Origin of the sequence: Enterococcus sp. AZ191 (genome assembly GCF_051713845.1) — a bacterium.
GTDB lineage: Bacteria > Bacillota > Bacilli > Lactobacillales > Enterococcaceae > Enterococcus_B > Enterococcus_B durans.
This window is the reverse complement of the sequence record NZ_JBIOQS010000001.1, coordinates 520,270-542,187: the sequence shown is the minus strand read 5'-3', so window position 1 is coordinate 542,187 and position 21,918 is coordinate 520,270. Positions and strand designations below refer to the sequence as shown.

14 protein-coding genes and 1 other annotated feature are annotated in these 21,918 nt (G+C 39.7%); of the genes, 4 read left to right on the top strand and 10 right to left on the bottom strand.

All coding sequences use genetic code 11. The features are described 5' to 3' along the window. Positions 1–22: 22 nt before the first annotated feature. On the bottom strand, positions 23–1,669 hold the full coding sequence (locus IGI47_RS02665; protein ID WP_311930891.1) for a putative polysaccharide biosynthesis protein: 1,647 nt from the start codon (positions 1,667–1,669) through the stop codon (positions 23–25). 446 nt (positions 1,670–2,115) lie between these two features. Here IGI47_RS02665 and IGI47_RS02660 point away from each other — a divergent pair, with 446 nt between their 5' ends. Beyond that, the gene (locus tag IGI47_RS02660) at positions 2,116–3,618 is read left to right on the top strand and encodes a UDP-N-acetylmuramoyl-L-alanyl-D-glutamate--L-lysine ligase (RefSeq protein ID WP_311930892.1); all 1,503 of its coding nucleotides are present in this window, start codon (positions 2,116–2,118) and stop codon (positions 3,616–3,618) included. Positions 3,619–3,948: 330 nt separating this feature from the next. On the opposite strand, the gene celB is transcribed toward IGI47_RS02660, so the two are convergent. From celB to IGI47_RS02615, 9 genes are all read right to left on the bottom strand, one after another. Further along, on the bottom strand, positions 3,949–5,295 hold the full coding sequence (gene celB, locus IGI47_RS02655; protein ID WP_053108618.1) for a PTS cellobiose transporter subunit IIC: 1,347 nt from the start codon (positions 5,293–5,295) through the stop codon (positions 3,949–3,951). Further along, positions 5,295–5,813, bottom strand: coding sequence for a hypothetical protein (locus IGI47_RS02650; RefSeq protein ID WP_311930893.1), 519 nt, complete (start codon positions 5,811–5,813; stop codon positions 5,295–5,297). The genes celB and IGI47_RS02650 overlap by 1 nt, the downstream gene beginning before the upstream one ends. Before the next feature lie 13 nt (positions 5,814–5,826). Beyond that, positions 5,827–6,153: a PTS cellobiose transporter subunit IIA gene (locus IGI47_RS02645; protein WP_311930894.1), complete on the bottom strand. Its 327-nt coding sequence runs from the start codon at positions 6,151–6,153 to the stop codon at positions 5,827–5,829. Positions 6,154–6,165: 12 nt separating this feature from the next. Beyond that, the gene (locus IGI47_RS02640; protein WP_438783236.1) at positions 6,166–8,145 is read right to left on the bottom strand and encodes a BglG family transcription antiterminator; all 1,980 of its coding nucleotides are present in this window, start codon (positions 8,143–8,145) and stop codon (positions 6,166–6,168) included. 16 nt (positions 8,146–8,161) lie between these two features. Next, positions 8,162–8,476, bottom strand: coding sequence for a PTS cellobiose transporter subunit IIB (locus tag IGI47_RS02635; RefSeq protein ID WP_005877971.1), 315 nt, complete (start codon positions 8,474–8,476; stop codon positions 8,162–8,164). Between the two features lie 176 nt (positions 8,477–8,652). After that, positions 8,653–12,492, bottom strand: coding sequence for a hypothetical protein (locus IGI47_RS02630; RefSeq protein WP_438783234.1), 3,840 nt, complete (start codon positions 12,490–12,492; stop codon positions 8,653–8,655). A gap of 42 nt (positions 12,493–12,534) precedes the next feature. Beyond that, positions 12,535–13,827 (bottom strand): hypothetical protein, encoded by a 1,293-nt coding sequence (locus tag IGI47_RS02625; protein WP_438783233.1) that lies wholly within the window; start codon positions 13,825–13,827, stop codon positions 12,535–12,537. A 394-nt stretch (positions 13,828–14,221) separates the two neighbouring features. Continuing rightward, a complete protein-coding gene (gene leuS, locus IGI47_RS02620) occupies positions 14,222–16,636 on the bottom strand; it encodes a leucine--tRNA ligase (protein WP_311930896.1) in 2,415 nt (804 codons plus the stop codon). Positions 16,637–16,763: 127 nt separating this feature from the next. Next, positions 16,764–16,971, bottom strand: a binding site (T-box leader). Between the two features lie 70 nt (positions 16,972–17,041). Continuing rightward, the gene (locus IGI47_RS02615; RefSeq protein ID WP_311930898.1) at positions 17,042–19,018 is read right to left on the bottom strand and encodes a muramidase family protein; all 1,977 of its coding nucleotides are present in this window, start codon (positions 19,016–19,018) and stop codon (positions 17,042–17,044) included. Between the two features lie 377 nt (positions 19,019–19,395). Between IGI47_RS02615 and IGI47_RS02610 the strand changes: the two genes are divergently transcribed. The 3 genes from IGI47_RS02610 to IGI47_RS02600 all read left to right on the top strand — a co-directional run bounded on the left by IGI47_RS02610 (position 19,396) and on the right by IGI47_RS02600 (position 21,651). After that, complete coding sequence (locus IGI47_RS02610; RefSeq protein ID WP_311930899.1) at positions 19,396–20,043, top strand: phosphatase PAP2 family protein; 648 nt, start codon at positions 19,396–19,398, stop codon at positions 20,041–20,043. A gap of 82 nt (positions 20,044–20,125) precedes the next feature. After that, complete coding sequence (locus IGI47_RS02605) at positions 20,126–21,082, top strand: TIGR01212 family radical SAM protein (RefSeq protein WP_438783232.1); 957 nt, start codon at positions 20,126–20,128, stop codon at positions 21,080–21,082. Next, positions 21,082–21,651 carry a class I SAM-dependent methyltransferase gene (locus IGI47_RS02600; RefSeq protein ID WP_438783231.1) on the top strand — a complete coding sequence of 190 codons (570 nt, stop codon included), beginning with the start codon at positions 21,082–21,084 and terminating at the stop codon, positions 21,649–21,651. The genes IGI47_RS02605 and IGI47_RS02600 overlap by 1 nt, the downstream gene beginning before the upstream one ends. Positions 21,652–21,918 lie beyond the last annotated feature (267 nt).

Here is a 21,918-nt window from a genome sequence, read left to right as displayed (position 1 = left end):
GATCTTTAACTCCTTTGATTGTTTATTTGATTCTTAAACGATGACGTAACCGGATCATGCTTGGTCCTAATAAGCGTTCTGCTAATCGAAGTTTAAGGGCGAGGTAGACATAGACATAGCCACCTACTCCTGCAACCAGCAAGATCAACAACAGGGATTGAAACTTGCTTTCTTGGCTCAAGAAGAGGCTGAAAAACAGTTTTGTGAGCCACGCTACAAGTAACATCATCATTGTCAGGATAAAGATCAGTAAGGTTCTTCGCCAAACGAAACCTGGTTTAAAATGAGCGACTTGGTGGATTTTTTTCAAAATCAACGTACATGATACGGCAAAGCCGATCATCGTTGCAAATAAAGGACCATAGACTTCGAATAGACGAATCATTGGGTACTGCAAGACCAGTTTTACGACAAAGCCGATCGCCAAGTAACGGATAGCAGCCGCATTTTCAAACATTCCTTGTAACATATTGGAAACAAGCATATAAAGTCCTAAGAACAGACCGGCAAAACTTGCTTGGATCAATACATGACTGCCTAATTGATCTGGTGTATAAAACAAAGTATTCAGCGGGTAAGATAAAAGCATTACCCCAAACGTCGCGGGAAACATAAAGAAAGAGAAGAGTTGGAGATTCCCACTCGTTAGTTTGGCCAGTCCTCGGTGGTCTTTCAATGTCACCGCTTCTGTGATCAATGGTAATCCGGTAGATGCAATCGATGTCGCTAATGCGATCACGACCATTGTCAGCTTATCAGGGTTTGCACTAAAGATCGAAAAAAGATCCAACAACTGTGCTTTAGAGTACTCGGTAGTGGCAGACATGATTTTAATAAACGTAAACTGGTCCACTAGTTTGAAAATCGTTACACCAGAACCCACGATGATAAATGGGATCGCTTCTTTGATCGTATCTACCAACAATTCTTTCGTTGCAATATTTACTTGATTATTGCTGTACTGCACACGGGCAGAGGAATAGCGTTGGTGTTTTTTCAAAAAATAAAGCAGGACGAGGATACTTGCCACCATTCCGATAAATGCGGCAAATGTCGATTGCGTAACTGCAGTGACATAATCCCCCTTCATGACCTTCATAATGATAAACGTCGTGAGTAACAAATAAAAGATCCGCGCCACTTGTTCAACGATTTGTGAGAGCGCATACGGCATCATTTCTTGATTACCTTGGAAATATCCACGGATCACACTCATACAAGGAAAGACGAGGATAGCGATACTGAGCGAACGCATCGTCGGAATCAGATCTTCTCCACCGCCAGAAGCATGTGCCAACCAAGGAGAAGCCACATACATAAATACGGAAAATAGGATACCTAAGACACCCATCATCTGTAACGCTCGAATAAACAACTTCCGAGAAGTACCATATTCATTCAACGAGTTGTAACGAGCCGTTTGTTTGGCGATTGCAGCCGGTATTCCAGCCGTAGAAATCAGTAAGAACAATGCATAGATATTGTAGCCCATATTGAATAATCCATTGGCCGCTTTCGCATTTTCGCCCATCCAGGCATACCATGGAATAATATACACAGCCCCAAGCAAGCGAGAAATGATATTGCTGGCAGTCATCCAAGCAGAACCTCTTGCCATCTTCTCTTGTAGGGACAAATCTTCAGTTGCTGATTTTCGTTGAGTATTCATCGATTCGATTCCAACTTTCTACAAAGCATTACCACTATTTTAATTGCAAAAAGCAAAACTAGCAATCTTTTTTGTATGGATTTCCTGACAGCACCTTTAAAAATAGATAGCGTTTTCTCATATCGCCGCTTTTTTATTTTTATATGAAGGAGATAAAATGGAACATCCGAAAAATCATCTTGCAAAATTTTGAGAACTCTCGCTGCTTTCCTGAAAATACTTCAAATCTCACTTGATTTAGCAGGAGATACAAGTGACTAGTACCTCCCTCCCCTGCCGTTTCTCATCTATCTAGTGAAACTCACTTGTTTTTTCTTGCGGTTACCGTTCGCTATTCGCTACATCCAGTGAATTTTCCTACCTGCCTTTCGTCATTCTAGCAAGTTGCCTTGAATGTGCTATAATGAATCAAGAAATCCAACGAAAATGAAGTGAGGGATGATCCAGTGAACTTCTCTTTAGAAGATGTCCGCAACTTATTATTAAAAGAAAACCTATTAAAAGAATTTGTTTCTGAAAAAGGGTGGCATTTAGACGCCCCTGATCAGTTTACCTTTAGAAAATTAAGCTATGATTCCCGGCAAGTCGATGCCGAGACTTTATTTTTCTGTAAAGGATTAAACTTTAAAGAAGAGTATCTAACAGGTGCCGTTTCACAAGGGTTGCTGTATTATGTAGCAGAACAACCTTACGAACAGTCGGCAGTTGGCATCATCGTGACCGATATCCGGAAAGCAATGGCGATCCTTTCTATGGCGTTCTACGGCTATCCACAAAATGATCTGCAGGTGATCGGCTATACTGGGACAAAAGGCAAAACCACTGCTGCCTACTTTACTAAAGCGATCCTAGACCATACAACAGCGAACAAAACAGCGTTGCTTTCCACGATGAATACAACACTGGATGGAAAAACATATTTCAAATCTCATTTAACAACGCCGGAATCCTTAGATCTATATCGTATGATGGCCGAAGCTGTAAATAATGGGATGACCCATTTGGTGATGGAGGTTTCTTCTCAAGCTTACAAGACACAACGTGTTTATGGACTGACTTTAGATGTAGGGATCTTTTTGAATATTTCACCTGACCATATCAGTCCAATCGAACATCCGACATTTGATGATTATTTTTATTGCAAACGTCAGTTGATCTTAAATTCAAAGCAAGTGATCTTGAACCATGAAAGTGATTATTTTGATTTGCTGAAAGAGACAGCTACTGTCTATGGTATTCCTGCCATTGTTTATGGTCGTTCCACACAAGCAGATTACGAAGTCAAAAGTTTAAACGACGGGAGCCATGCCTTCCAAGTAATCAATCATTATGGTAACTTAGCGATCGATACGACTTACACGATCAAATTAGCTGGTGATTTCAATCAAGAGAATGCGACTAGCGCGATCATTGCGGCAGCATTGACTGGTGCCTCTGCCACAGATGCGCAACAAGGTCTAAAAGAAGCCCGTGTTCCTGGACGAATGGATCAACTTGTACAAAAAAACGGCGCCCATGTTTATGTAGACTACGCCCATAACTATCTAAGTTTGAAAACCTTGCTCGAATTTGCTAAAAAGGAACATCCTAAAGGGAACGTCATTGTCGTACTGGGAAGTCCAGGCAATAAAGCCATTTCTCGCCGGCATGATTTTGGAAAAGTTCTATCTGAAACAGCAGATATCGTCTTCTTGACTGCAGATGACCCTGCATTTGAAGATCCACAAAAGATTGCAGAAGAAATCAATGAAGCAATCACTAATCCTGATTTAGACGTCCATTATGAAATGGACCGCCCAACAGCAATCAAAAAAGCCCTAGCGAAAAGTACCTCCGCAGATTCAGTTGTCATTGCTGGGAAAGGTGTTGATCCCTATCAAAAAATCAATGGGGTCGATGTTCCTTATGAAGGAGATTACGAGGTCGTCAAACGATTGCTTGAAGAATAAACAAAAAAGAGGTCGAGACAAAAATCGTTTAGGTTTGAGATATTGGAGAGAAAAGAACATGGGACAAAAGTAAGAAACCTTTTGTCCCATGTTCTTTAAAAACGAATAAACGGTCGGAGCAGAAGCAACTCCTTCTTAAATAAGCCGAAATTCACAAAAATTTGAAAAGCAATTTTCGTTGATTTCTTCTTATTTCTCGGAGTTAAACACTTCTGTCCCAACCTCTTTTTTGAAAATTCCGAAAAACCTGACTTTTAGACGCCGATTATTCGAGAGTCTGTAGCAAAACTGATTGTTAGATTTGTCTCGACCTCTTTTTTACAAAATTTGTTATTCAGCTGCTGCTAATTCAGCTGCTTTTTCTCTTTCTTCTGTCAACAATTTGTTGTCGTAGAATTTGATAAATGGCAACCAGATAAAGAAGGCAAGGATTGCGCATAGTACAGCTAACACAGCCGCTTTCCAGTCACCACCACTACCAACGAAGGCTCCGATACCAACTGGTGAAGGCCAAGGCATTTGTGCTAACATTGGTTTTACGATCTCAAATTTGATTGCGAAATAAGCAAGTGAAGCAGACGCCATCGGTGCTAAGAAAAATGGAACAGCTAAATATGGGTTATAAACGATTGGCATCCCGAAAATAATCGGTTCGTTGATATTAAAGATTCCTGGTACAAGTGAAGCTTTCCCTAACACTTTTAATTGATCGGATTTTGCTAAGAAAGCAATGAAAATGATCAATCCTAATGTCGCTCCTGAACCGCCGACTGTTACATAAGAGTTGTTGAATTCTCCGGCTAGTGGGAAGTTAGCACCTTGTGCATTCGCTGCCATATTCGCTAACACGATTGGGGTCAAGAAAGAAGTGATGATATTTGCCCCATGGATCCCCACGATCCATAACGCATGGATCAAGAAATAGATGACCATGATCCCTAGCCAAGTATTTGTCAACTGCGTAACAAAACCAAATGGGATCGAGATCATTTTAAAGATATCTGTGCCTAATACAATCAAAAGGCCGTTAACGATCATTACAGCAAATGCAATGACAAAAGTAGGAATCAATGCAGTAAATGAACGAGATACACCTGGCGGAACAACATCGGGCATCTTGATGACCCAATTACGTTTGACACACATACAATAAAGTTCAACAGCAATGATCGACATAATGATCGCTGTAAAGATACCTGAAGTGCCTAAACGTTCAACAAATGTGCCCATCCGGATACCACTGACTACAGTTTCAGTATCTGTCACACTTGCAAGCAAGCGAACTTTTCCGTCGCTCAAACCCATTTCAGGAATACACATGAAGAAGGCGAAGACGGATAAGAGTGCACCTGTCAGCGGATTGACATTCAACCCTTGTTCTTCTTTTTCAATCGAAGTCAGTTCATAAGCAAAAACAATAGCAAAATAAATGGATAAGATCCCCATCGTCATTGTATTAACGATCATATATAAATCACTGACTTTGAAAAAGGTACTATTGAAAAAACCTTCAAGAAACGGAAATGGTAATGGTAAAATATTCAAAACCAAAAACATGGAACCTACGATCGTGAATGGGATAGACGCCATCCCAGCCGCCATGACAGCACGAACGATTTTAAACTGAGCGATTTTTCCCATTGGACCCATTAAGTACTTCTGCAAAAAATTAAACATTAGTTACTCTCCTTTCCTAAATACGCTGCTTGTTCAAATGTTTTGATCCTTTGATACTGACGATCTTTATTTACCTGGATGCTTTCCAAACGTTTATGACACAGAGCACAAATCAGGCATCCACTCCCTAAAAATACGATCATCCCTAATTTTCCATATAGATTATCGACCATAAACGGAAACATCGAAGTATAAAACGGCGTAAATAATAGACCGCAGAGTAGCCAGTTCATGATCCCTTGCCACTTAAAGTACCGTTTTGTTCGTGGTACAGTGTTTTGATGTTGTCGATAAAGCCGGATTTGTTCACCCACAGCAGGTAAGATCAAACCGATTAGTCCAATCGGAACAATCAGAAAAATACTTTTGCTGACTAATAGAATAATCAACCAGTAAAGATTCATAAAAAAGAAACCCGCTGTTAGATAACGAATGATCAGATAACGATTGAAATACATGATTTTCAAACTAAACTGTTTTTTCTCTATGTCCAATTGTTTTTTTTCTGCATCTCCCATCTTACTTACCCCTTTATGAATGTTTTTGATACAGATACGCCATCTCAGCTGCCACTTCCAGTAAGGTCATCGTTGTCATCAAATGGTCTTGTGCATGAACCATGATGATCTCCATTTCGATTTTTTGCCCACTGGCATATTCCTTCAATAAGTTTGTTTGTGCTTTATGCGCCTGTAAAATCTCCTCATTAGCTTTGGTCAGCTGTTCATCTGCCTCTTCAAATTTTCCCTGACGCATGTCTTTGAACCCTTCATGAATCAGCGTTCTTGCATTTCCGCTATGAAGAATGATATCGAAAGCGGTTACTTGCAACTCTTCACTATTGATAGTTTCAGACATTTTTTCTCCCCCTTACTCGACCATTTGGCTAAATTGATCATTAAAATTGTGAAATGTAGGTGTCTCTAAAATATGGTGCTGTAAATCAGCCCGATCGATAAATCGGACGATTGCTTTGGTCACTACAGTAATCCCTTCGTTTTCAATAAAAGAAGGTGAAACTAAAAATACAAACTGGATACCTTCATGTTCATCCCAAGTCATACCTCCTGGAATGAGGGCAACTGCGATTTTCGTAGTTGCTCCGATAGGAATCGCAGGATGAGGAACGACGATATTCTCACTAAAGATGATCTGCCCCATCTTCTCCCGTCTCTTTATTTGTTCCGTCATTTCAAAAAGGTATTCATTAGCTTCTTCTTGTCCTAAAAGTTGGAGCAATTCTTGGATCACTTCTTCTTTTGTTGGTTGTTGTGCATAGACAGTGAACCATTTTTCCGAAAGCAACTGTTGATAGTAGTGTTGCTTTTTCTCAGCTGGTAAACTGATGCTTTTATTCTTTATACTCTGACAAGGCAGACATTCAGCAATCGTTTCACGAATTTTCTGAATATCTTGGCTATTCAAAAAGACGCTAACATGCAAAACTGGTATTTTGAAAAACATGGTAGATAAATCAATCGAAGAGATGATCATATCAGCTTCTTTTAATGCAGCTTCATTGATTTCGTAATATCCTTTTACATTCGTTACAACAATCGTTTCACCAAATTCGGACAACACTCGATTTTTGAGTAATTGGGCACTGCCGTAGCCAGTTGCACAAATGATCAATGCATGGATTTTATGCGTGGATTTGATTTTTTCCAAGGCTGCCATGATATGCAGCGTTAGATATGCCCACTCATCGTCATTGATTTCATAATTCCTTAGTAACGGCATTTGGCTAAAAAGCTGTTTTGTTTGTTCAAAAGCTTGCCGATCTTCTTTCATTATTTCTTCTTTCAACGGATTTTCTAGCGTGATTCCTCGTTCTAGTCGGATGAGCATGGGTGCCAAGTGATTCAACAAGCCGTTTTTCAGTTGATGGTCTTCATTCAATGGACGATGAAAAAATTGAGCGAATTGATTCAATGTAACGGTTAATTCCGCAAGAAGTTCTTGATCGGTCACCTTTTCCTCTCGATTCGATTTTGCCATCAAATGTAGCGCTAGATAAAACACCTCTTCTTCCGGAAATACTACTTGCATTACTCGTTCGATTCGCTCCATTATATTTTTCGATACCTGAAATTCCAAGCGACTCGCAATATCTTCGGTCAATGGGATTCCCTCGATGTGAAACCCTTCTCTGACACGCTTAATCGCTAATGCTAAATGTAGCGTCAAATTTTGGATGATAAAATCCGATACTTTTAGATTCACTTCTCTTATCTCATCCAAAATGATGATCACTAACTCTTCAATGTTGATTTCTTTAAAAAAGTGACTCGTTCCTAAATATTCTTTGAGTGAATTGGTATAATGATTCCCAAAAAATATATCCATGATAAAATGACGTTTGTCTTGCTCGTGCCCCTCGATCCACATTCCCTGATGCGGTTTCGAATTGATTCTCAGTGCATAGGGCAGTAATTTTTTCTTGATTTCATGAATATCATTGACTAGACTTGAGCGACTGATAAATAATTCATCTTCTAAATCTTCAATGAAGATGGCTTCATCTTCCAACAACAACTTATTCAAAAGATACTTTTGCCGATCTTCTGATTCAAAAAATTCTGTGACTTGCAGATCACTACGAAAAGCGACTTCCCTTTTCTTCAAAAAACGAGAAAATTCCAAGTGATCAAAGATTTCTAGTTGGTAGCCCTGTCCCTGTTTTGCAGATAGTTTTCCGCCATGCTCTTCCAATTCATCTTTGATCACTTTCATGTAATTACGGATCGTTCGATCAGATAAAGACAATTCAGATGCGAGACTTCGACTGGTGACATATTCTCCTTGATGGTCGATCAACTGTCTCAATAACAATTTTTCTATCTGTTTCATCTTTATCCACTCCTAATTAAATATTCTCCTCAATTAGCCCTGCCAAATTTTGGATGCCGGATGGAATGGGTACATAAGCTTGAAATGGAATGCTTACTACTGGTTTATCCACCGTTTTACCTAGTTTAACAAATTTATCCAGAAACATTGTGGTTTGAGGGCTGATCAAGAATAAATCAAAGTCACTGTTCTTGATCATTTTATCACCTTCGGTAGCAGAAACAGCATCTACCATAATGTCTTCGCCTTTGTCTTTAAATAGTTCTGTTGCCTTTGACGCCATCATAGAAGATGACATCCCTGCTGCGCAAATAATCAATGCTTTTTTCATTGTTCTCCACTCCTTATGTTTTATTTTTTCTATCTAAGAGTTTACAGAGTAAGCGCTTGCTTTTCAAAATAAAAACTTCCGTATCATTAAGGAAAGGAATTACATTCTCTTGAACGTACAAATGAATGTACAAAAAAAGCGTGTGACCACAAGTGATCACACACCTTTTAACAATGTTAGTTTATCGCAAAATTGAATTGTAAAGCATACTGCGGCTTCAACGGATCAGTCAAACTATCAAAATCAAAGTTTTGGCCTACTGTACCGTAAAGTGAAAAAGCAAAGGAACTTGTTTTTTTCGGTAAAGTCACTAACTCTGTTTTCTGTGATAGATTTTGACCGTTCTCAATCAAAGGAATCGTAGAATCGTTGTAGTTATTAGACATTAAAAGATCAATGTCTGTTAGCTTCTCTGTTTGAGACTGACTCGTCATAGACGCCACTGACACAGTCAGTTCTTCATTAGAGTTGTTTTGGATTTGATATTTTGGTGATACGATTCCACCACTTTCTTTACTTTCAGCAAAAGAAATACGCGCTGGGATCGTCACATCGACATACCCTTTCATATTCATTTTGATCTCTAATTCACCTGAAATATCTGTTGTATTCCCATATTCATCCGCTAAAGTAAGGACAAACTTGTGTGTTCCTACAGTTAAATCGGTGAATTGTGTATTATTTTCATAGACTACCGTTACTTTGATTGCTTCTGGTGCCGTCCAGTTATCGGAAGGTTCCCCATCTAAATAATCTCTTGCATTTAGTTCTGTACTCCCTTTTTGGAAGGCTAAATTTTCTTTCAGTTTTCCTTGTGGTCCTGTTGTGTCCACAATATTTGCGGATATCTTCATTGGCGAGGACTTGTTGCCTGCTTCGTCCTCCAGTTGGATATACGCATCAAGCGAAGTTCCTGGATTCATCCCTGCAATAGATGTTGCTGATCCGTCTGCATTGACTAAATGGAATTTTATATCCTTAGATAACGTCCAGTTGTCATTTACAGACGTAAAAAATTGACGAAGTTCAGCTTGGCTTAAATTGCCAGTTCTACGAGCTTCGATATCCATATGCTCATTTTTTACAGTTCCCGTTGGCGCTTGCGTGTCGTTTATCCGAATCAAGGCTCTTTCAAAACGTTTGCTATTTTTCTCTTCATCCGTTGCTGTGATTGCTAATACATAATGGTTATTTTCAGTATTTGGACCTAGTGAAGATAAACTACCTGAGCTCTTCAAAGTGATATCTTCGAGATAGCTCCAGTTATCTGATAACTCTTCAAAAAATTGACGCAATTCTTCTTGTGTGAAATTCCTCGATCGATCTGCTTCCATCGTCACTCTGGCTGTTTTAACTCTTCCTTCTGGAGATTGTGTATCCACGATGCGTAGTGTGATTGGCATCAACATCGACTTATTCCCTACTTCATCTTCCAACTGGATGTAGGAGTTGAAACTAGGAACTATTGTACCCGGTTTATAACCCGCAATCGATACCTCTGCTCCAGTAACATTGACTAAATGAGCTTTCAAGTTCTCAGGTAATGTCCAACTGTCGTTCATCATTGTGAAAAATTGCTGTAGTTCTAATTGGCTTAATTCACCAGTCCTACGAGCTTCCACATCGATTGTTTCACTTTTTACAGTTCCTGTTGGTGCTTGCCTATCCACGATGTTTATTACTAGATTCATCAGATTAGACTTATTTCCTGCTTCATCCTCCAGTTGAATATAAGCATTGACGATGGCTCCAGGAGAATATCCTGCAATTGGAAATGCTGACCCATTGAGTTCAACTAAACGTATTTTTATATTCTCAGCTAACGTCCAATTATCGTCCTTCGTTATAACGATTCTGTTTAATTCTTCTTGACTTAGTTCACCAGATCTCCGAGCTTCGACATCAACACTCGATCTTACAGTTCCTGCTGGTGCTTGGGTGTCCACAATACGTATCTGTACACTCATTCGAGCGGACTTATTCCCCGCTTCATCTTCCAGTTGAAGATAAAAAGTATGCGTACCTGGTGCCTTCCCCGCAACTGTCGTCACCATACCGCCCGCATCAACTAAATATACTTTCATATTCTCTGCTAATGTCCAATTGTCGCTCATCGTTGCCATAAATCCATGTAATTCTGTTTCGCTAAGATCCCCACTTCTGCGGGCTTCAACGCTCACATCCTGTCTGACAGTCCCTGTTGGTACTTGCGTGTCACGAATGTTCAAGCTTACTTGATTCTTAGGACCAGGGATCGTCTGATTTCCGAATTCATCCGTCAATAATAAATGTCCTGTAATGACTGTTCCTGGTTTTTGATTGACGTCCATCGCAACATACCCAGCTCCTTGAGGTACGACTACTGACAATGAAATATCAGCAGGCAGTGACCAGTTATCGGAAAGACCACCATCTACAAATCGAAGAAGTTCTTCACGTGTCAATCCACCAGTTCTGCGAGCTTCGACAGCGATTGTTTCGCCTTTGATTGTTGCTGTTGGCGCTTGCGTATCTTTAATCACAACGGCAACATTCTCAAAAACCCGACTATTCTTCTCTTCGTCAGCCGCAGTAATTTTCAATAGATAATGGTATCCTGAAACATTGGGGCTTAATCCAGCTAAGTTACTTGTTTTCAATGTAATATTTTCAGGAAGGCTCCAATTATCCGACAAACTTTGAAAAATCTGACGTAATTCTTCTTGCGTGAAATCCCGTGATCGATTTGCTTCGATTGTATGTCTATATTTTACTGTTCCTTTAGGTGCCTCTGTATCAACGACTGTATAGTTTGTTGTTTGCAGTTGGGTCGTATTGGTTACTTTGTTACGGATCGTAACATTTGCTTGTCCTGATTTTCCAGGTTCCCATCCATTTGCTGATTCAGGTGTCGAGAAATCATAGTGCTCATCTACCATACTAGGTAAACCTTGGAACCACGATTTGATCGTCTCTTTAGATAGTTCAGGCATCCGTTGTGCTTGGATAACCACGTTGGGTTGAATCACAAAGGAAGTCAATAAGAATTGGACAGGATACGATCGTTTGTTGCCTGCCTCATCGGTCAAAGTCAATGTTGCCTGTTGTAAATTAATACTTGGCGAGAAATCAATGATTGATCGATCCATCGTAGCCGTGATATTTTTATGCTCTGACCAATTATCAGAGAGTTCCCCAGTAAAGAAAGTCAACAGTTCTTCTCTACTCCAATCTCCTTGAGTACGATACTCAAAAGCTGGTACCACAGTGTTCAATGTTCCTGTTGGTGCTTGGGTGTCTACAATACGTATCGTTGTGCTAGGATTTAATGACGTATTCCCTGCTTCATCCTCCAAACGTATATAGCCCAAGAAAGTAGAAAGTGGTGCCTTACCGGCAATGGATAATGGGGTACCAGAAGGATCGACTAAATGAATTTTCAAGTTCTCTGGTAATGTCCAGTTGTCGCTCATCGTTGTAAAAAATCCCCGTAATTCCGCTTGGCTAAGTTCTCCACTTCTACGAGCTTCAATGTCGATTGTTCCACTTTTTACAGTTCCTGTCGGACGTTGCGTATCTACAATCCGTATCCGTACCGCCATCCGAGAAGATTTATTCCCTGCTTCGTCTTCTAGTTGAAGATAAAAAGCGTGGGTCCCTGGTGCCTTACCGGCAACTGTTGCTGCTGTTCCGTTTCCATCGACTAAATGGATTTTTATATTCTCTGGTAACGTCCAATTGTCACTTAGTGTCGCCATGAATCCCCGTAATTCTGCCTGGCTCAGTTCTCCAGTTCTGCGGGCTTCAATCTCAACTTCACTTTTTACAGTTCCTGTTGGTGCTTGGGTGTCTACAATTTTGAATTCTGCATAGTTGCCATTTTTATTTTTAGCTTCATCATATATATCAAGGTAAGCCCAAGTATTACCAGGTGCTCTTCCTGCAAGCGGATAAATCCCATTGTTATCTGTTGCTTCGATTCGAATATTTTCTGGCAAGCTCCAGTTATCCTGTAAATCGCCATCAATGAATTTCATTAAATCTGCTCGTGTCCAATCTCCACTTCTGCGGGCTTCAATTTAAACTCCTTGAGTTTTGACTGTAGCTGTCGGCTTTTGCGTATCTCTAACAGTATACCGAGTAGTGAATGTTTGTGTCGTACCATTCGAATTATGTTTCATAACCACTGTAGCAGTTCCTGTTGCACCAGGTGCCCAACTAGCTGGACCTGTTGCGGAAAACGTGTAGTCATTCGAATTTGACGGCAGTGTAGTAAACCAGGATTTGATCGTATCTTGAGACAAAGCGTTCCTAGTAGCTTCTACATCAACGCTGTCTTTGATCACGACAGATGGTTTTGGATTATTCACGATTATCTCTCCGATAACTGCATCAGAATAATTCACATCTGCGATTTTTTTGGAGTAGTTATTGACCTCTGGTGCAACAGCAGTTGTCCCCATTGTTAAATTTCCTAAAAGGCGTATAGTATCCTTTTCATTCGTATTACTATTAGTGGCTTCTAGCCTTGTCACCAGCACATTGATTGTCACTTGACGACCACTAATAGTTGGTGTTGCCGTAACAGACAAATAAGACGGCACACCGGACCACCTCAGATTATTCAACGTATATGGATTTGAGAAAGATGGATGATTTCCATAGTACATCTGCTTAAAATAATAATCAGGTGCTGTGCTCAAATTACTAGCGATCCAAGAAATCCAATCGTTCCCCACGCCTTGCACCATCGCATACGTGTCAAAAGTGACTGTAAATCTTTGAACTGCTCCTGCTTCTGCTCCTAAAGTCAATTTTCTATTTGTAGCTTTCTGCATCTTATCCTCAATATAAGCACTTTTTCCATTATTGACTAAATAAGGGCGATACGTGTTAAGGTTAGGTAACGAGTAAGTGCTCATCCGCATCGCTTCTGGCAAGACCATCAGCTGTTCTGTCTCCTCCTTTTTTGGCAAAACTGGCGAAGGTAGTCCATTTTCTTCACTACTTTCTTTACAGTCTTCTGCAGAAGGAGTGGGCGTCTCTACTGTTTCTTCAGATGTTTCCGGTATAGGTGGTTCCGTAGTCTCTACCGTTTCTGGTTGTTTCGGTTGTTCAGATTGTTCCGGTTGTTCTGGATTCGACTCCTCTGTAGTTGGTACTTCAGCAGGTTCCGTATGTACAGGTTCTTCCGTGGTCGCTTCCGTCGTTGGAGGGCTACTTTCGATCGCTGGTAGTTCATTTTGCTCTTGTAAACGCTGAACCAATTCCGTGTCAATTTCAACTGGTACCTCTTCTGCAAAAATGGTGACTGGAAAAAGACAGTGTTGGAATAATAAGAGCGAAGTGGCTATTGTTCTAAAATTTTTCATTTGCAAATGTTCTGTCCCCCTTTCTAGTTCGAACATCATGAGCCTATCTAAAATCATCTTATTCTTAAAGCATTGTTTTTTCTTATTCATTCAAGTATAGCTACTCACCGAAACGATGACTTACAAAAATCAACGGTTCTCTTATTTTTCGTACATCCCCCCAAACGTCATAAAATCCCCACACTAAAATTATCCATGATTCTATCATTATAAGAAAATCTTTTTTTACCGACAGATTGGTAAAATAATACCTTGTGAAGCAAAAAAGAGCCGGAAAAAGTATGAATACTTTTTCCGGCTCTAAATGGCGGGATATCGTCTTTTTTTAATTTTTATCCCTTGATTCTGCTAATGCTAATATAGTTACTTTTTTCTAGCTGTATTGCCGAATTTCTTAGTTTGCTACAATATTGACCAATTTATTTGGCACCACGATCACTTTACGCACTGTTTTTCCTTCGATATTTTCTTTGATCAACTCATTTTCTAAGGCTAGTTTTTCCAAATCTTCTTTTGCTAGGTCACGAGTAACATTGGCTTTTGCACGAACTTTTCCGTTGACTTGGAAAACGACTTCGATTTCATCTTCCACTAAAGCAGCTTCATCATATGTTGGCCACTTAGCATAAGAAATACCACCTTCATTGCCTAGGATCGCCCATAGTTCTTCTCCCATATGTGGTGCGATTGGTGCAAGCAACTGAACGAAACCTTCAATATATTCGTAAGGAAGAGCATCTACTTTATAGGCTTCATTAACAAAGACCATCAATTGAGAGATTGCCGTGTTGAAATGCAGTGTTTCATAATCTTCCGTTACTTTCTTCACTGTTTGGTTATACACTTTATCTAATTTGCCATCGTTCAAAGTAGTGATACGATCACGCATTTTGTTGTTTTCGTCTACGATCAAGCGCCAAACACGATCTAAGAATTTACGGCTACCTTCTAAACCATTTTCACTCCAGGCAATCGATGCATCTAATGGGCCCATGAACATTTCATACAAACGTAATGTATCCGCACCATATTTAGCTACAACATCGTCAGGATTCACTACGTTCCCACGAGATTTAGACATTTTTTCATTGTTTTCGCCTAGGATCATTCCTTGGTTATATAGTTTTTGGAATGGTTCTTTTGTTGGAACGACACCGATATCATATAAGAATTTATGCCAGAAACGTGCATACAACAAATGAAGTACCGCATGTTCTGCTCCACCGATATAGATATCTACTGGTAACCAACGTTCTAATTTTTCGTAATTGGCTAGTTCTTTTTTGTTGTGTGGATCGATATAACGCAAGTAATACCATGAACTGCCTGCCCATTGTGGCATCGTATTGGTTTCACGACGTCCTTTTTTACCTGTTACAGGATCGGTCACATTGACCCATTCATCAATGTTCGCAAGTGGTGACTCCCCTGTTCCACTAGGCTTGATGTTTTCCGTTTTAGGTAAGCGTAAAGGTAGTTCTTCTTCTGGTAAAGCAGTGACTGTTCCATCTTCCCAATGGATGATCGGAATTGGTTCACCCCAGTAACGTTGACGTGAAAACAACCAGTCACGTAAACGATAGCTGATTTCTTTTTTACCTACACCATGTTCTTCCAACCACATGTTCATTTTTTCGATTGCTTCTTGTTTGTTCATTCCATCTACGAAATCAGAATTGATATGCGCACCATCTTCTGTATACGCAGCTTCTGAGATATCTCCGCCCTCAATTACTGGCATGATTTCTAAATCAAATTTTCTAGCAAATTCATAATCACGCTCATCATGCGCAGGTACTGCCATGATTGCGCCTGTACCATAAGAAGCTAACACATAATCTGCGATCCAAATTGGGATTTCTTTCCCGTTGACAGGGTTGATAGCGTACGCTCCAGTAAATACACCCGTCTTTTCTTTCGCTAGATCTGTTCTTTTAAGATCCGATTTTTTAGCTGTTTCTTCAATATAAGCTTCGACTGCTTCTTTTTGTTCAGGCGTTGTGATTTCTCGCACTAAGTCAAGTTCTGGTGCTAACACAGAATAAGTTGCGCCAAATAACGTGTCGGGACGTGTCGTAAAGACCGTATACGTTTTGTCTGTACCAGCTACTTTAAATTCTACGTTTGCTCCGACTGAGCGACCGATCCAATTTCTTTGCATTTCTTTGATGCTTTCTGGCCAATCAACTAACTCTAAATCATCTAAAAGGCGATCTGCGTAAGCTGTGATTTTCAACATCCATTGGCGCATTGGTTTGCGTACGACATCGTAGCCCCCACGTTCGCTTTTTCCGTCGATAACTTCTTCGTTTGAGATAACTGTTCCCAGCTCTGGCACCCAGTTCACAGCTACTTCTGCTTCATACGCTAAGCCTTTTTCATATAATTTTGTAAAGATCCATTGTGTCCATTTATAATATTCTGGATCAGTTGTATTGACTTCACGGTTCCAGTCATAACTAAACCCTAAAGAATTAATTTGACGTCGGAATGTTTCAATATTTTTTTGGGTAAATTCAGCAGGATCATTTCCAGTATCCAACGCATATTGTTCTGCGGGAAGACCAAACGCATCCCACCCCATTGGATGTAATACATTGAACCCTTGGCTTCGTTTGAAACGAGAAAGGATATCTGTTGCTGTATAGCCTTCTGGATGTCCTACGTGCAAACCTTGTCCAGATGGATATGGGAACATATCCAATGCATAGAATTTAGGTTTTTCATGATCGTCATGGGTATTGAAGGTATTGTTTTTTGCCCAATATTTTTGCCATTTCTTTTCAACTTCTTTATGGTTATAACTCATTTTCTATCCCCCTGCTCTATTTTTCATCTTATAAAGATGAATACAACGAATGTCTTTGCACGAGCAATCCATTCGCCTGTTTTCTAATCAAAGAAAACAAAAAAATCCTATAAAAAGATTGCTCTTTTTATAGGACGTAAACTACGTGGTACCACCTAACTTTGCCTTTTTGAAAAGGCCTCGAACGTTGTAACGGTCGTCACCGCCTCTGCTTACTTCTATTTTCAGCAGATGCAACTCAAAGGCGAGTTCAAAAGAGTCCGTACACATTTCCACCAGCCATGTGCTCTCTAAAACTTTCGTCTTTTTACTACTTCCTTTTCAAACGTTGGTTTATTAAAAGTGTAGGTTCATAGTAACAAATAAATGACATAAGTTCAATTATTATTTGAGTGGTTCAAGCATTTATTTTGCTACGATCAATTGTTGGCCTGGATAAATGAAATTGTTCTTGATATTGTTCCATTCAATCAGTTGGTTCATCGTGATGCCATGGCTATCTGCGACTCCCCAGACAGATTCTCCCGCTTTGACCGTATATGTTTTTTGCCCAGTCGTTGGTGCAGATTGAGTAGTCCCTTTTTTGACGATTACTTGTTGCCCTGGGTAAATGAAATTATTCTTGATATTGTTCCATTGGATCAATTGATCCATCGTGATATTGTGCTTATTCGCAACGCCCCAAACAGACTCTCCTGCTTTGACTGTATAAATCGTATCGCCAGTTGATGCAGTACTTGTCGTATTCGAGGTATTCGGCGTGCTTGGCGTTGTTGCTGCTGTAGTTGAAGAAGTGTTCGTGCTAGTTGCGGCATTTCCACCTTTAACGATCAACTGTTGCCCTGGATAAATGAAATTGTTTTTGATATTGTTCCATTGGATCAATTGATCCATCGAAATACCATTTTTATTCGCAACACTCCAGACAGACTCACCCGCTTTGACTGTATAGGTACTTCCTGTATTCGTTGTTGCACCTGTATTCGTATTGGTATTATTTGTCGCAGTTTGGTCGGTCGTCGCTGAACTGCTTGAAGAACCATTCGAAACGACTAATTGTTGTCCTGGATAAATAAAATTATTTTTGATGTTGTTCCACTGGATCAGCTGATTCATTGAGATACCATATTTATTGGACACGCTCCAGACGGAATCACCTGATTGGACCGTATATTTGGTACCAGAAACTGCCGCGCTCCCTGCATTATTTGAATTACTTGATGCGTTCCCAGTATTCGTCGTAGTGGAAGAAGAACTTCCCCCATTTGACACAATCAATTGTTGCCCTGGATAAACAAAATTATTTTTGATATTGTTCCATTGGATCAGTTGATTCATTGAGATACCGTGGTCATTTGCGATCTTCCAAACAGAATCGCCTGATTTGACTGTATATTTTGCACCAGAAGTTTGACCAGTACCTGCAGAAGTATTACTGTTTCCAGAAGAATTGGTATTATTTCCAGAGTTATTTGTTGAAGAACCAGTCGTTTGACCACCTTTGATCGTTAACTTTTGTCCTGGATAAATAAAATTATTTTTGATATTGTTCCATTCGATCAACTGTGACATACTGATGCCAAATGAATTAGAGATTCCCCAGACAGAGTCACCCGATTTGACTGTATAGGTTGTTGAAGTAGTTCCGGTACTCCCTGTATTGGCGTTACTACCCGTATTTCCAGTATTTGTGTTGCCACCAGTCGTCGCACCACCGCCAGCATTACCGCTTGCTGGTGTATCATATTTTGTTAAGCCGTAAGTTAAAATGATATTGTTCAATTTTCCAGCATAACTTGGGTCTGTTGCATAGCGTCCAGTCAAGTAAGCTGTTGCATCTGTATAGGATTTCGTATTGCTTTTCCAAGTACCTGCATAATAATAGCCATTACCAAATGAAGTATTACGTAAAACATAGGCGTTATCACTGAATGACTCCGCAAAAGAAGGGTATTGACGGAATGGTTCTTTCTTAGTCACCCACTGATTGTTCAAGTATTCAAGTGTATCCATATAAACGGTTTGTCCTTGGTAGCTACCCTTGATACCAAATAAATTGTGATACGGTGCTTGGGACAACGCGCTACTACCCCAACCACTTTCAACGACCGCTTGGGCGATCATCACGGAGGCGTATAAATCATTGGCTTGTGCAATTGGTTGAGCATAAGTCGCGATTTCCGTAATAAATGCTGCAGTATTGATTCTTGCACCAAACTGAGTTGGCGTTTGATCAGCATTTACTGGCACTGGTTGTATCAAAGGTGCCGCTACAGAACAGCCTACCATTGCAGTACCGACTAGCGCGGCACTACGTTTTACTTTGCGGAATCGCTTGGTCTCTTCTAAACGTCTGCGTTCCTTTCTTGCAATGTTTTCCATCTTCTATCCTCCAAATTCTTTTTACCATTTCTCTACTATTATAACAATTATAACTTCTCTTAAACTTTATTAAAAGTTATTTAAGACTCATTATCCTTATTGTAACCAGACTGTAATTTTTCGTAATTTTCCATATGTAGGAAAAAATAAAACGTTGGTATGACTAGACTGCGTGTTTTCAGCTAAACGCATCGCTGTCTTTTATGAAAATAAGTATGTCGGTTATATTACCTGAAAATGTCTAAGTGATTACATTGGCCTATTGCCAAATAGAAATGCTGTTTTTTGCGTATATTTTTAACTCACATAACAGATATGAAAGTTTTTTATAAGTCTAAGAATGCTATAATGAATTATTGCTGAAAAGGAGGAAACTTATGAAACAAAAAACAACTTTTCATGTAGTCGGCACTCTTTTTTTATTCCTATTTTTCATATTAGGCTACATTGTTAAATATCGGATCAACTTATTATCAGGATTTGATCAAACAATAACTGAAATCATACGCACCCCTTATCCTGATTGGAACCACTACCAGCTATTTATCACAACATTCGGAAATGCACAGACTGTGATTGTTGTATTTTTACTTGTTCTGGCATTTTTGTGGTGGAAGAAAAAACACATTGAACTGATTTGGTTTGCGACTAATTTTGTCGTGATAGCCGGAATCATCAATCCATTGATCAAATTATTCGTAATGCGGTTACGTCCTACTCTTCCTCACTTAGTTGTTGAACACAGTTACAGCTTTCCTAGTGGGCATTCTGCTGCAAGTATGATTTTATACGGGACACTTTTATTTTTACTCCCTACCTTGATCAAGAAAAAGGGAATTGCCACATTGCTTCAACTTCTGTTGGTGTTTATTATAGTAAGTGTTGGTGCAAGCCGAATATATCTAGGTGTCCATTTCCCAAGTGATGTTTTAGGTGGATATTTGCTTAGCCTAAGTTGGCTCTTTCTCACTTATCCAACCTATAGAGAAAAAAAGGAACAGATTGAACTGCAAACGATAGATTAACATTAACATTTCAACAATTATTTTTTAGATATTTAAAGGGGTACGAGAAGACTTCTCGTGACCTTTAGAAAGAAGGATTTTTATGGACTTTCCTTATTCAGATGGAAACAAACGTTACCATTCATGGAACTATGCTTTAAGAAATGAGTTTGGTGGCAAGATTTTTAAAGTACCGATAGACGGCGGTTTCGATTGTCCGAATCGTGATGGCACAGTCGCTCATGGTGGCTGTACTTTTTGTAGTGTTTCTGGTTCAGGAGATATGATCGTCGCTCCAGAAGATCCATTACCTATCCAGTTTCACAAAGAAATCGATATGATGCATAAAAAATGGCCTGGTGTGGAACAATATATCGTTTATTTCCAAAATTTCACCAATACGCACGCTCCTGTCGAAGTGATCCGAGAACGATTTGAACAAGTAATCAATTTACCTGGTGTTGTTGGATTATCCATTGGGACCCGCCCTGATTGTTTGCCAGATGAAGTGGTGGATTATTTAGCAGAGCTAAATCAACGTCTTTATTTGTGGGTAGAATTAGGCTTACAAACAACCTTCGAAGAAACCTCCACTCTGATCAATCGTGCCCATGACTATCAGACCTATTTAGATGGTGTGGCGAAGTTACGCAAACATGATATTCGTGTCTGCACCCACTTGATCAATGGGTTACCTGGGGAAACATTGGACATGATGCGGGAGAATGTTCGCCGAACGATTTTAGATTCGGATATCCAAGGAATCAAACTTCACTTGATGCACTTGATGCGTAAAACAAAAATGTTGCGTGACTATCATGAAGGACGATTGCAATTGATGAGTCGCCCCGATTATGTCAACGTTATTTGCGATCAATTAGAGATGATCCCTAAAGAAATCATTATCCACCGTTTAACAGGTGACGCACCGTGGAATTCACTGATTGGTCCTATGTGGAGTCTAAAAAAATGGGAAGTCTTGAACGCAATAGATGATGAACTTATTCGTCGCGATAGCTACCAAGGAAAATTCAATATAAGAGAAGGAGTACTCAGCTGATGTTACAGACGGCATTGCACTTTAGCCACTCTTTATTAGAAGAAATCCTCCAGCCTGGTGACCACGTCATCGATGCCACCATGGGAAATGGGTATGACACAGTCTTCATGGCTGAAAAAATTGGCAAAACTGGACATGTCTATAGTTTTGATATTCAAAAAGAGGCCTTGCTTTCTACTAAAAGTAAGCTTACCGAACAAGATTTACTCGACCGTACCTCTTTGTTTTTACAAGGTCATGAAACACTAGGTACAGTAGTCGATGAAGCACAACCCATCAAAGCAGGCATCTTTAATCTAGGCTATTTACCAAAAAGCGATAAATCAGTCATCACCCTACCTGAAACCACTCGTACAGCAATGGAAGAAATCCTCAAACGCCTCGTGTCAAGAGGTCGGATGATCATGGTCGTCTATTACGGTCATGAAGGCGGCGAAAAAGAATTAGATATGGTGCAAGACTATTGCCAATCACTACCACAAGAAAAATACAATGTCCTAAAATACCAATTCATCAATCAAAAAAACAACCCACCGATTTTGTATTGCGTGGAAAAAAAGAGGTTTTGAAAAGAGGTTGTGTAAGAAGCGTACAGCTCCGAGCAAATAAGAACTAGATTTCTAAAATAGCTTCTCATATTTTGGAAATCTAGAACTTATTGCTGAGGAGTTGCTTCTTGAACACCGTAGATAAGGTTGTGAAAAATCCATTCTTATTTCAAGGAGTTGGCTTTTGAATACCGTGGATTAGGTTGTGAAAAGAGCGCTTTGACCTGAGCGATAAGGAGGAAAATCTCGAAATAGCTTTCTATATTTTGAGATTTTTTGACTTATTGC